Raw genomic sequence first — 12528 nt, 5'->3', positions numbered from 1 at the left:
TGTATTGCACATATGCGCATGTCACTATATATTCCTCTCGACACCGAAACTTGGGAGGCGAGCGATGGGACACGGGCATGGCCACGGGCACACCGCCGCTCCGGCGAGCGCGTCCGGCCGCTACGTCCGCGCGCTGCTGATCGCTCTCGCGGTCGGTGCCGGGTTCATGGTGCTGGAGTTCGCCGTGGGCTTCGCCACGGGCTCGCTCGCGCTGATCTCCGACGCCGCGCACATGTTCACCGACGTCCTCGGCGTCGGAATGGCGCTCGCCGCGATCGTGCTCGCGCGCCGCAGCGGGCCGACGCCCAGCCGTACGTTCGGCATGTACCGGGCGGAAGTCCTTGCCGCGCTTGCCAATGCGGTGCTGCTGTTCGGGGTCGCCGGGTATGTGGCGGTCGAGGCGATCGGGCGGATTACCGATCCGCCGGAGGTGCCTGGCCTGCCGGTGCTGCTCGCCGCCGCGGCTGGCCTCGGCGCGAACATCGTGTCCTTCCTGGTGCTGCGCTCAGGCGCGAAGGAAAGCCTGAACGTCCGCGGCGCGTACCTCGAGGTGCTGGCTGACCTCGTCGGCTCGGTCGGCGTGCTGCTCAGCGGCGCGATCACGCTCACCACCGGCTGGCGCTACGCCGACCCGATCATCGGTGTCGCCATCGGATTGTTCGTCCTCCCGCGCACCTGGACGCTCGCCCGCCGCGCGCTGCGGATCCTCTTCCAGCACGCGCCCGCCGGCGTCGACGTCGGCGAGATCAGCATCGAACTCGCCGCGCTCCCGGGCGTCGCGGACGTGCACGACCTGCACGTCTGGACGCTGACCTCGGGCATGGAGGTCGCCTCGGCCCACCTGACGGTGAGCGCCGAAGCCGAACAGTCCACTGTGCTCACCAAGGCGCAAGACCTGCTGTCGGTCCGCTACGAGATCAAACACGCGACGCTTCAGGTCGAGGGACCGCAATGCGCCCGCCGATGCGCGGAGCTGTCCTGGTAGACCGGGGACCATGCGCAAGGACTTCGACCCCGCCCAGCTCGCCCCGAACGCGTTCTACCACCTGATGACCGCGACCGTCGTGCCGCGGCCGATCGCCTGGGTGTCGAGCACCTCGCGAGCCGGGGTCGACAACCTCGCGCCGCATTCGTTCTTCACCGTCGCGTCGGCCGCGCCCGCGGTCCTGCAGTTCACCTCGGTCGGGCGGAAAGACACCCTGCGCAATGTCGAATCGACGCGGCAATTCGTGGTCAACCTCGCGCCCGAGCCGCTTTTCGAGCAGATCAACGCGACCGGCGCGGATTTCCCGCCGGAGATGAGCGAATTCGACGAGGCCGGGCTGACCCGCGAGCCGAGCCTGAAGGTCCGCCCGCCGCGCGTGGCGGAATCGCCGGTGGCGTTCGAATGCGAACTGCACAGCACGGTCGGTTTCGGCCGTTCGACAGTGGTGTTCGGCCGGGTCGTGCACCTCGCGGTCAACGAGGACGTCCTCGACGGCGACCACCCGATGATCGACCGGCTGCGCCCGCTGTCCCGGCTGGGCCGCGACGAATGGGGCACGCTGGGCGACATCAAAGAATTGGCACGGCCCACGTACAAAAGCTCGTGAGTGTTGATCACGGTTAGAACCGTGATCAACACTCACGAGCTATTTCAGGGAGCGGGCAGCGGCTGCGCGTTCCGCCCCTTCAGCATGAGCTTCATCTGGTCCATCTCGGCGCCCTGCGACACCAACATGCTGCGGCACAACGCTTTCACCGCGTCGACCGACGTGTGGTCCTGCGCGTACTCGGCCATCGCGACGCCGCCCTGGTGGTGGCGCAGCATCAGCTGAAGGAACTCGACGTCCAGCGCACGCCCGGACAGCGAGCGCAGCTTCGCGAGGTCCGCGTCGGTGGCCATGCCGGGCATCGGCGCGCCGCCCGCCGGGCTGCTGGTCGGCATCTGCATGCCCGCGTGGCCCATCGGCTCGGTCATCCACGTCATGTAGGCACCGGTCGCCTGCTCCGGCTGGTCCCAGAGCATGAGCCAGCCCTTCATCCGCCCGACCTGCTCGGTCTGCGTGCGCTCGATGTCGAACGCGAGCTGGCGGATCTCCGGGTCGGTCGAGTGGTCGCGCGCCCAGCCGGCCATGGTGACCGCCTGCAGGTGGTGCACCGACATGTCCTGGGCGAACCCGACCTCGACCGAACCCGCGCCCGGCGTCGCCGGCACCGCGTCGCTGCCGTCGGTGAGCCGCGTCGCGAAGACGCCGATCGCGGCCCCGACCAGCAGCACGGCGATCAGCGTGCCGCCGATGACCACCCACCGGGACCAGCCGGTCCGCTCCGCCGGAGCGGACTCCTCGGCGGCCGACGGGACGGATTCGACGCCGCCCGTCCCGGCCCGGTCTTCTTCGGAGCCGCCCACGGTCACTGCCCCGCGGGCGGGGTGCCCGGCATGCCGGGCTGCTGCTCGTTCTGCGCCCCGGTGCTGCCCTTGTAGTCCATCGGCTTCGCGTCCTTGCCCGGCTTGCTCGGGTCGAACTTCGGCGGGTTGCTCGGGTCGAACATGCCCTTGCCGAGCGCGTCGCACGAGGCGCCGATCTCCGGGTACACGCCGTTCGGGTTGGTCCGCAGCGCGGCGATGAACTGGTCGATGCGCGGGTCGTCGGCGCTGTCCAGCTTCAGCTGGTGGCCCCACGACTGCAGCGAGATCGGCTTGTCCAGGCCGGGGTAGGGCGACATCATCGTGTACGGCTTGCCCTTGACCCGCGCCTCCAGCAGCGGCAGCTGGTCGCCCTTGACCTTGTCCGGGTTGTAGGCGATCCACACCGTGCCGTGCTCGAGCGAGTGCACCATGTTCTCGTTGCGCACCGCTTCCGGGTACACGACGCCGGTGCAGGTGGCCCAGTACCCGTCGTGCGGGCCGCCGAACGGCGGGCTCTGGTCGTAGGCCACCCGTTCGGTGGGCAGAATGTGCACCGAACCGGTGTACTGCTTGGTGATCACGCCGGGGATCTTCTTCGACGGGTCCGGATTGCTCGCGGTCGGCGCGAAGGCGGCGGCGGCCTCGTCCCGGGAGGCCTGGTCGCGCTTGGGCGCGGAGGCCTGCAGGTAGTAGACGATGACGCCGGCCAGCAGGGCGACCACCACGACGACGCCGATGATGGTGCCCCAGGGCGTCCGCTTGCCCGCGACGACCGAGCGGTTCTTCGCCGCCTTCAGCGCGGCCGCGGACGAGCCCTTCTTCTTGGTGGTCCCGTTGGCCATGATTGCCGAGATCTCCTCGTGAGAGCGGGGGAGGGATCCGGACGGAACCCTGCCGGTAGCCCAGTGTAGAGACCGGGCGTGCGATCACCGTGAACACCCGCGAGGCGCCCCGGCGAGCGGAACATCCGCCTCCGGTGTGCCCGCCGTCTCGCCAGCCTGTACCGCCGGAACCGCGCGGCCGAAGCGCACCTAGAATCCGGCGAGTGACTCCCGCCGCTCTCGCCGATCTGGTCCGCAGCTCCGCCGTGCAGGTCCTCGCCGCACGAGGCGTCGACGCCGCCGTGCTGCCGGAGACCGTGACCATCGAACGCCCGCGCAACCCGGACCACGGAGACTACGCGACCAACCTCGCGCTGCAGGTGGCCAAGAAAGCCGGGCTGAAGCCGCGCGAGTTCGCCGAGGCGCTCGCCGAGGTCGTCGCGGGCGCGGACGGCGTGGCCGCGGCCGAGGTCGCCGGGCCGGGCTTCCTCAACTTCCGGCTCGCCGCGGACGCGCAGGGCGAGGTCGTGCGCCAGGTGCTGGCCGCGGGCGCGGAGTACGGCCGGGGCGACGCGCTCGCCGGGCGCCGGATCAACCTGGAGTTCGTCTCGGCGAACCCGACCGGCCCGATCCACCTCGGCGGCACGCGCTGGGCCGCGGTCGGCGACGCGCTGGGCCGGGTGCTCGGCGCGCAGGGCGCGGACGTCACCCGCGAGTACTACTTCAACGACGCCGGCGCGCAGATCGACCGGTTCGTGCGCTCGCTGATCGCCGCCGCGAAGGGCGAGCCCGCGCCGGAGGACGGCTACGCGGGCGGGTACATCAGCGACATCGCGGCCGAGGTGATCAAGGCCGAGCCGAGCGCGCTGAGCCTGCCCGAGGACGAGCGGAACGAGACCTTCCGGCGCATCGGCATCGAGCTGATGTTCAGCCAGATCAAGCAGAGCCTGCACGAGTTCGGCACCGACTTCGACGTCTACTTCCACGAGAACTCGCTGCACGAATCGGGCGCGGTCGACGCGGCGGTGCAGCAGCTCAAGGACTCCGGCAACCTCTACTTCGCCGACGGCGCCTGGTGGCTCAAGTCCAGCGAGTACGGCGACGACAAGGACCGGGTCGTCATCAAGAAGGACGGCAACACCGCCTACATCGCGGGCGACCTGGCCTACTTCAAGGACAAGCGCAACCGCGGCCACGACCTGTGCATCTACATGCTCGGCGCGGACCACCACGGCTACATCGCGCGGCTCAAGGCGGCCGCCGCGGCGTTCGGCGACGACCCGGCCACGGTCGAGGTGCTGATCGGCCAGATGGTGAACCTGGTCAGCGACGGCAAACCGGTGCGGATGTCCAAGCGAGCGGGCACCGTGATCACGCTCGAGGACCTCGTGGAGGCGGTCGGCGTCGACCCGGCCCGCTACGAGCTGATCCGCTACTCCGTCGATTCCTCTTTGGACATCGATTTGGACTTGCTGCGCAAGCATTCCAACGACAACCCGGTCTACTACGTGCAGTACGCGCACGCCCGGCTGTCGTCGCTGCGGCGCGGCGCGGCGGACCTCGGCCTGAAGACCGACGGGTCCGGCGAGGACGTCGATTTCGGACTGCTCACCCTGCCTGCAGAAGGCGACCTGATCCGCACCATCGGCGAATTCCCCGCCGTGGTGCGGCGGGCGGCGGAGATGCGCGAACCGCATCGCGTGGCCCGCTACCTCGAGGAACTGGCCGGCGCGTACCACAAGTTCTACACCGTGGGCCGGGTCCTCCCGCAGGGCGACGAGGAGGCCACCCCCCTCACGTACGCCCGGCTCGCTCTGTGTGAAGCCGCGCGCCAGGTTCTGGCGAACGGCCTGTCGCTGCTCGGTGTCTCCGCTCCGGAACGGATGTAAACAATGGCGCACCCCGCGGGCCCCCGCCACGCCGACGTCTACCCCCATGCCGACGCCTCCGGGTTCCCGCCCGCGAGTGCGGGCGAACTCGACCAGCTGCCCGCGAAAGTGTGGCCGCGCAACGTATATCGCGCCGCGGACGGCGTCGTGCGGATCGCCGGCGTCGACGTGCGCGACCTCGCGCAGACGTACGGCACGCCGCTGTTCGTGGTCGACGAGGCGGACTTCAAGTCCCGCTGCGCCGACTACGCCGAGGCGTTCGACGACCCGGCGCTCGTGCACTACGCGTCGAAGGCGTTCCTGTCCGTCGAGGTCGCCCGCTGGGTGGCCGAACAGGGGCTGAGCCTCGACGTCTGCAGCGGCGGCGAACTGGCCGTCGCGCAGCGCGCGAACTTCCCGGTGGAGCGGATCACGTTCCACGGCAACAACAAATCGGTCGCCGAACTCGACGCGGCCGTCGAAGCGGGCGTCGGCACCGTGGTGGTCGACTCGTACTACGAGATCGCCCGGCTCGCCGAAGTCGCCGCCGCGCACGAGGTCGAGCAGAAGGTCCTCGTCCGGGTGACGGTCGGCGTCGAGGCGCACACCCACGAGTTCATCGCGACCGCGCACGAGGACCAGAAGTTCGGTTTCTCGCTGGCTTCCGGCGACGCCGCCGAGGCCGTGCGCCGGGTGCTGAACGCTCCGTCGCTCAAACTGATCGGCCTGCACAGCCACATCGGTTCGCAGATCTTCGACGCCGACGGGTTCGAGGTGGCCGCGCGCCGCGTCGTCGGCCTGCTCGCGGAACTGGCCAAGGAGCACGGCCCGGAACTGCTGGAGCAGATGAACGTCGTCGACCTCGGCGGCGGTTTCGGCATCGCCTACACCGAAAAGGACAACCCGCCGCCACCCTCGCAGATGATCACGCAGATCCGCGAGATCGTCCGCAAGGAATGCGCGTACGCCGATCTTCCGGTGCCGCGCATCGCGGGCGAACCCGGCCGCGCGATCGCCGGTCCGGGCACGTTCACGCTGTACGAAGTGGGCACGATCAAGGACGTCGCGCTCGGCGACGAGACCGCCCGCCGGTACGTCAGCGTCGACGGCGGCATGAGCGACAACATCCGCACGGCGCTCTACGACGCGGTGTACGACTGCCGCGTGGTTTCGCGGTCCGCCTCCGACGGCGACGAGCCGGTGACCCCGGCGTTGTCTCGCGTGGTGGGAAAACACTGTGAGTCCGGCGACATCGTCGTCCGAGACTGCTGGCTGCCAGACACGCTGGCTCCCGGCGACCTGCTGGGCGTCGCGGCGACCGGCGCCTACTGCTACGCGATGGCCAGTGGCTACAACCGGCTGCCGCGGCCCGCGGTGGTCGCCGTGCGCAACGGCGCCGCCCGGCTGCTGCTGCGCAGGGAGACGACGGACGACATGCTGCGCCTGGAGGTTTGAGAAGTGTCCACAGTGTCTCCAAAAAGCCTGTCTCCGGCGGACCGTGCGCCCATCCGGGTCGCGATGCTCGGCTGCGGCACGGTCGGCAGCGAGGTCGCCCGGCTGCTCACCGAACAGGCCGGGGAACTGGCCGCCCGCGCGGGCGCGCCGGTGGAACTGGTCGGCATCGCCGTGCGGCGTCCGGACAAGCACCCGGAGCTGCCCGCCGAACTGCTCACTGACGACGCCGCCGCGCTGGTGGCGCGGGACGACGTCGACGTCGTGGTCGAACTGGTCGGCGGGATCGACCCGGTGCGCAGCTGGCTGGTCACCGCGCTGAACGCGGGCAAATCCGTGGTCACCGCCAACAAGGCGCTGCTCGCCGAGCATTCGGCCGAGCTGTTCGAGGCGGCCGACGCGGCGGGCGTCGATCTGTACTTCGAAGCCGCCGTGGCCGGGGCCATCCCGCTGCTGCGCCCGCTGCGCGAATCGCTGGCGGGCGACCGGATCACCCGCGTGATGGGGATCGTCAACGGCACCACCAACTACATCCTTTCCGCGATGGACGCCACCGGCGCGGGCTACGCCGAAACGCTGGACGAGGCGAGCCGCCTCGGCTACGCGGAGGCGGACCCGACGGCCGACGTCGACGGCTACGACGCCGCGTCGAAGGCCGCGATCCTTGCCTCGCTGGCGTTCCACTCCCGGGTCACCGCGAAAGACGTGCACCGCGAAGGCATCGCGGACGTCACGGCGTCCGATCTGGCCGCCGCGCGCACGCTTGGCCGCACGGTGAAGCTGTTGGCGATTTGCGAACGGGTGACGGCGGACGACGGTGCGGAGTCGGTCTCCGCTCGCGTGCACCCGGTGATGATTCCGCGCAGCCACCAGCTGGCCGGCGTCGGCGGCGCGTTCAACGCGGTCTACGTCGAGGCGGACGCTGCTGGCGAGCTGATGTTCTACGGCCAGGGCGCCGGTGGTGCGCCGACCGCCAGCGCGGTGCTCGGCGACCTCGTCGCGGTGGCGCGCAACCAGGTGCTCGGCGGCCGCGGCCCGCGCGAATCGGCGCACGCCGCGCTGCCGGTGCGGCCGATGGGCCAGACGCCGACGCGCTACCACGTGAGCCTCGACGTCGCGGACCGCGCGGGTGTGCTCGCCCAGGTGGCGCAAGCGTTTGCGGCGCACGGCGTGAGCATCGCCGCGGTGCGCCAGCGCGACGCGAACGACACGGCGAGCCTCGTCGTGGTGACGCACCTTGCGCCGGACGCGGCCTTGCAGTCCACTGTGGACGAAATCGCGAAACTCGATGTGGTGCACGAGGTTGTCAGCGTGATGCGGGTGGAAGGCGAAGACGCATGAGTTCCTGGCCGGGGATCATTGAGGCGTACCGCGACCGGATTCCGGTCCCCGACGGGGCTCACGTAGTGACGCTCGGCGAGGGCAACACGCCGCTGCTGCCCGCCGCGCACTTGTCGGAGCTGACCGGTTCCGAGGTGTACCTGAAGGTCGAGGGCGCGAACCCGACCGGCTCGTTCAAGGACCGCGGGATGACCGTGGCGATCACGCACGCGCTGGCAAGCGGCCTCAAAGCGGTGATCTGCGCGTCCACCGGCAACACTTCGGCCTCGGCCGCCGCGTACGCCGCGCGGGCCGGGCTCACCTGCGCGGTGCTGGTGCCGCAAGGCAAGATCGCGATGGGCAAGCTCGCCCAGGCGGTGCTGCACGGCGCGCGGATCCTCCAGGTCGACGGCAATTTCGACGATTGCCTCGAACTCGCCCGCAAGACCGCGGCGGACTATCCGGTCACCCTGGTCAACTCGGTCAATCCGGTGCGCATCGCCGGGCAGAAGACCGCGGCGTTCGAGATCTGCGACGTCCTCGGCGAGGCCCCGGACGTGCACTGCCTCCCGGTCGGCAACGCGGGCAACATCACCGCGTACTGGAAGGGCTATTCGGAGTACGCGGCCGACGGTGTGGTCAAGAACACCCCGCGGATGTTCGGTTTCCAGGCCGCCGGCGCCGCGCCGCTGGTGCACGGCGAACCGGTCTCGGACCCGGACACCATCGCGACCGCGATCCGCATCGGCAGCCCCGCTTCGTGGGACGGCGCGGTGCACGCGCGCGCCGAATCCAACGGCCTGTTCGACGCGATCACCGACGAGAAGATCCTTGAGGCGTACCGGCTGCTGGCCCGTCGCGAGGGCGTCTTCGTGGAGCCCGCGTCCGCGACGAGCGTGGCCGGCCTGCTGGCCACCGCGGCGGACGGACGGCTGCCGAAGGGCTCGAAGGTCGTCTGCACGGTCACCGGGCACGGCCTGAAAGACCCGGCCACGGCGCTGGAAGGCAACGTCGAGGTGGAACCGCTCGCGGTCGACCCGACGGCCGTGGCGGCGGCGCTGGACCTGCGATGACCCGCGCGCCACTCGCCCCGATCACAGCGCCCCAATGTGGCATTGGGTGCGTCGCATGCACCCAATGCCACATTGGGGCGATCTCACGCACCGAACGCCACATTGGGGCGCGGTCGTGACGGCGCTGAGCGGATTCCGCGCGACGGTCCCGGCGTCGAGCGCCAACCTCGGCCCGGGATTCGACGCGCTCGGCCTCGCCCTCGCCCGCTACGACGTGGTCGAACTGCAGGTCACCGAGGGCGGCCTGAAAATCGAAGTGCTCGACGCAGGAGCGGGCGGCGTCGAGGACGTGCCGACCGACGAGTCTCACCTGGTGGTCCGCGCGCTCCGGCGGGCCTGCGAGCACCTGGACGTCCGGCCGCCCGGTCTGCACCTTCGTTGCCACAACAGCATTCCGCACGCGCGCGGCCTTGGGTCGTCGGCGGCCGCGGTGGTGACCGGCGTGGCGCTGGGTTACGCGCTGGCGGAGCGTCCGCTCGACGCCGACGCGATCCAGCTCGCAGCCGAGTTCGAGGGCCACGCGGACAACGCGGCGGCGAGCCTGTTCGGCGGGCTCGTGGTGGCGTGGTCGGAAAACGGCCGGTTCCGTGCCGAACGCGTGGAGCCGAACGCGGCGATCCGGCCGGTAGTCGCGGTGCCCGCGGAGAAGTCGTCCACCAACACGACGCGCGGCCTGCTTCCGCCCCAGGTCCCGCACGCCGACGCGGCGCACAGCGCGGGACGGGCGGCGCTCGCCGTGCTGGCCGTCACCGAGCGGCCGGAACTGCTGATGGCCGCGACCGAGGACCGGTTGCACCAGGATTACCGCGCCGAGGCGTACCCGGCGAGCACCGAATTGGTGCGCACGCTGCGTGCCCACGGCGTTCCCGCGACCATCTCCGGGGCCGGTCCGACTGTGCTCGCTCTCACGCTGACGGGAATACTCCCGGCGGGCGTGGACGTTACGGGCTTCGACGTCGCCGAATTGCCCGTCGACCGCGATGGCGTGCAGGTTGTGGCCAGGTGACGACCTGGTCACAGGCTGGACGGCAGCGTGCGCCACGCGGGGGGTGGTTGTTGCACCCGGACAGGGCGCGGTCTACCCTCGGGGGCGTTCGATCACCGTGCGTTTCCGCACCCGATGCCGGGCCTGTTCGCCCCTAGCGGCGGCTCCGGTCCGCATCCTTCGTCGATCCGCCGATTCCGCACCGCCCGGCACGCGGGAGGCGGAGGGACGCAGGCGGGTTTCCGGTTCCGGCGGTGCCGAATTCCGCTTTCTCCGTCCGGAGGGGGCAAACACCCTGTGCTGGCGGCGCTTCGCTGTGTCTCGCACGGCTGGGCGCGAGCCGTCCGCATCGGAGGCAGAAGCCGTCTCGCTACCGGCGGCAGTCCGCTGATCCACCTGGAACGTGGATCGGTCAGGAAGGACATGTGTGAGCAACACCGATCTGTTGAGCGGCGACGTGGAGACCCCCGCCGCGGCCGCTGAGACCAATGGGGCCGCGGCCGCTCCGAAGCGCCGCACCGGGGGCCTGTCCGGAATGGTCATCGCCGAGCTCCGCCAGCTGGCGGGCGAACTGGGTGTGGGCGAGACCACCGGCATGCGCAAGGGGGACCTGATCGCCGCGATCCGCGAGCGCCAGGGCAAGAGCAAGAAGCGCACCGCCGCGACGGCCGAGACGCTGCCGCTCGACGGCGTCGGCGAGCCGGTCAAGGCGGAGAAGGCCGACAAACCCGCTCGCCGGGCCAAGGCCGACGCGCCGAAGGCGGACGCTCCCCAGGCGGAGCCGAAGGCCGAGCCGGTGCAGGCGGAGGCTCCCAAGGCCGAGGCCCCGAAGGCGGAGACCGCGCAGGACGGCAAGCCCGCCGCGCAGGAGCGCCCGGAGCGCCACGACCGTTCCGAGGGCCAGCAGTCCGACGGCCAGTCCGAGGAAGGCGGCCGCAACCGCCGTCGTCGCGGCGGCGCGAACCGGGGCGACGGCCAGCGCGGCGACCGCCAGGGCGGCAACCGCGACAACAACCGGGACAACCGCGACAGCCGGGACAACGGCGGCCGCGACAACCGGGAGAACAACCGCGACAACCGCGGCGGCGACAACCGGCAGGACAACCGCGACAACCGCGGCGGTCAGGACAACCGGCAGGACCGCGACAACCGGCAGCGGAACCAGCAGGACAACCGCGACAACCGGAACAACGGCCCGCAGGACGACGACGAGGAAGGCGGCCGCCGCGGCCGTCGCTTCCGCGACCGTCGCCGCCGGGGCAGCGGTGGCGGCCAGCGCGAGGGCGGCGCGCCGGACACCGAGATCCGCGAGGACGACGTCCTGCTGCCGGTCGCCGGCATCCTGGACGTGCTCGACAACTACGCGTTCGTGCGCACCTCGGGCTACCTCGCCGGGCCGAACGACGTGTACGTGTCGCTGTCGCTGGTCCGCAAGTTCGGCCTGCGCCGCGGCGACGCGATCACCGGTGTCGTGCGCCAGCCGCGCGAGGGTGAGCAGCAGCGGCAGAAGTTCAACCCGCTGGTGCGCGTCGACTCGATCAACGGCCTGGAGCCGGACGAGGCCAAGCGCCGTCCCGACTTCACCAAGCTGACCCCGCTGTACCCGAACGAGCGGCTGCGCCTCGAGACCGAGCCGCACAAGCTCACCACCCGTGTGATCGACCTGATCATGCCGGTCGGCAAGGGCCAGCGAGCGCTGATCGTGTCCCCGCCCAAGGCCGGTAAGACGACGATCATGCAGGACATCGCGAACGCGATCACCACGAACAACCCTGAGGCCCACCTCATGGTCGTGCTGGTCGACGAGCGCCCGGAAGAGGTCACCGACATGCAGCGGTCGGTGAAGGGCGAGGTCATCGCCTCCACCTTCGACCGCCCGCCGTCCGACCACACCTCGGTCGCCGAGCTGTCCATCGAACGGGCCAAGCGCCTGGTCGAAATGGGTCACGACGTGGTCGTCCTGCTCGACTCGATCACCCGTCTCGGCCGGGCCTACAACCTGGCCGCGCCCGCGTCGGGCCGGATCCTGTCCGGTGGTGTCGACTCGACCGCGCTGTACCCGCCGAAGCGTTTCCTCGGCGCCGCGCGCAACATCGAGAACGGCGGCTCGCTCACCATCTTCGCGACCGCGATGGTGGAGACCGGGTCCACGATGGACACGGTGATCTTCGAGGAGTTCAAGGGCACCGGCAACGCGGAGCTCAAGCTGGACCGCAAGATCTCCGAGCGCCGCGTGTTCCCGGCGGTCGACGTCAACCCGTCCGGCACCCGCAAGGAAGAGCTGCTGCTCTCGCCGGACGAGCTCGCGGTCACGCACAAGCTGCACCGCGTGCTGCACGCGCTGGACTCGCAGCAGGCCATCGACCTGCTGATCTCGCGTCTGCGCAAGACGAAGACCAACATCGAATTCCTGATGCAGGTCTCGAAGACCGCGCTCGGCGGCGGAGACGACGACTGAGTCTCGCCTGAACGCACACCGGCCCGCCCCCATGACTTTCGGGGCGGGCCGGTGTGCGTTGTGGCGACCGCAAAGCGACCTATCGCACGATCGCCCGGCGCGTCATGCCGCTGCTGGTGCTGTGTTACGTCGTCAGCTACATCGACCGCACGAACATCG

10 protein-coding genes are annotated in these 12528 nt (G+C 70.5%); 8 read left to right on the top strand and 2 right to left on the bottom strand.

Annotated elements, in window-relative coordinates:
- Nucleotides 1-64: 64 nt before the first annotated feature.
- Together ACWDNU_RS13080 and ACWDNU_RS13075 are read left to right on the top strand one after the other, a co-directional pair.
- Nucleotides 65-985: a cation diffusion facilitator family transporter gene (locus ACWDNU_RS13080; protein ID WP_449668959.1), complete on the top strand. Its 921-nt coding sequence runs from the start codon at nucleotides 65-67 to the stop codon at nucleotides 983-985.
- A 10-nt stretch (nucleotides 986-995) separates the two neighbouring features.
- Nucleotides 996-1592, top strand: coding sequence for a flavin reductase family protein (locus tag ACWDNU_RS13075; RefSeq protein WP_449668958.1), 597 nt, complete (start codon nucleotides 996-998; stop codon nucleotides 1590-1592).
- 44 nt (nucleotides 1593-1636) lie between these two features.
- Here ACWDNU_RS13075 and ACWDNU_RS13070 read toward each other — a convergent pair whose 3' ends face one another.
- Together ACWDNU_RS13070 and ACWDNU_RS13065 are read right to left on the bottom strand one after the other, a co-directional pair.
- On the bottom strand, nucleotides 1637-2287 hold the full coding sequence (locus tag ACWDNU_RS13070) for a DUF305 domain-containing protein (RefSeq protein ID WP_370940683.1): 651 nt from the start codon (nucleotides 2285-2287) through the stop codon (nucleotides 1637-1639).
- 107 nt (nucleotides 2288-2394) lie between these two features.
- A complete protein-coding gene (locus ACWDNU_RS13065; protein WP_449668957.1) occupies nucleotides 2395-3234 on the bottom strand; it encodes a DUF3105 domain-containing protein in 840 nt (279 codons plus the stop codon).
- Between the two features lie 203 nt (nucleotides 3235-3437).
- On the opposite strand from ACWDNU_RS13065, the gene argS reads away from it, so the two are divergent.
- The 6 genes from argS to rho all read left to right on the top strand — a co-directional run bounded on the left by argS (nucleotide 3438) and on the right by rho (nucleotide 12369).
- Entirely contained in the window at nucleotides 3438-5102 is a 1665-nt protein-coding gene (argS, locus tag ACWDNU_RS13060) for an arginine--tRNA ligase (RefSeq protein ID WP_370934629.1), read from the top strand.
- Nucleotides 5103-5105: 3 nt separating this feature from the next.
- Nucleotides 5106-6536, top strand: a complete 1431-nt coding sequence (gene lysA, locus ACWDNU_RS13055) for a diaminopimelate decarboxylase (RefSeq protein ID WP_370934630.1) — start codon at nucleotides 5106-5108, stop codon at nucleotides 6534-6536.
- Between the two features lie 63 nt (nucleotides 6537-6599).
- Complete coding sequence (locus ACWDNU_RS13050; protein ID WP_370940684.1) at nucleotides 6600-7874, top strand: homoserine dehydrogenase; 1275 nt, start codon at nucleotides 6600-6602, stop codon at nucleotides 7872-7874.
- Nucleotides 7871-8926 carry a threonine synthase gene (gene thrC, locus ACWDNU_RS13045; RefSeq protein ID WP_449668956.1) on the top strand — a complete coding sequence of 352 codons (1056 nt, stop codon included), beginning with the start codon at nucleotides 7871-7873 and terminating at the stop codon, nucleotides 8924-8926. The genes ACWDNU_RS13050 and thrC overlap by 4 nt, the downstream gene beginning before the upstream one ends.
- Before the next feature lie 124 nt (nucleotides 8927-9050).
- Nucleotides 9051-9932 carry a homoserine kinase gene (gene thrB / locus ACWDNU_RS13040; RefSeq protein WP_449669039.1) on the top strand — a complete coding sequence of 294 codons (882 nt, stop codon included), beginning with the start codon at nucleotides 9051-9053 and terminating at the stop codon, nucleotides 9930-9932.
- 406 nt (nucleotides 9933-10338) lie between these two features.
- On the top strand, nucleotides 10339-12369 hold the full coding sequence (gene rho / locus ACWDNU_RS13035) for a transcription termination factor Rho (RefSeq protein ID WP_449668955.1): 2031 nt from the start codon (nucleotides 10339-10341) through the stop codon (nucleotides 12367-12369).
- The last annotated feature ends 159 nt before the right edge of the window (nucleotides 12370-12528 follow it).

It is taken from the genome of Amycolatopsis sp. NPDC003676 (assembly GCF_053587275.1).
The sequence above is the reverse complement of the archived record's forward strand: the minus strand, read 5'-3'. Positions and strand labels throughout refer to the sequence as shown.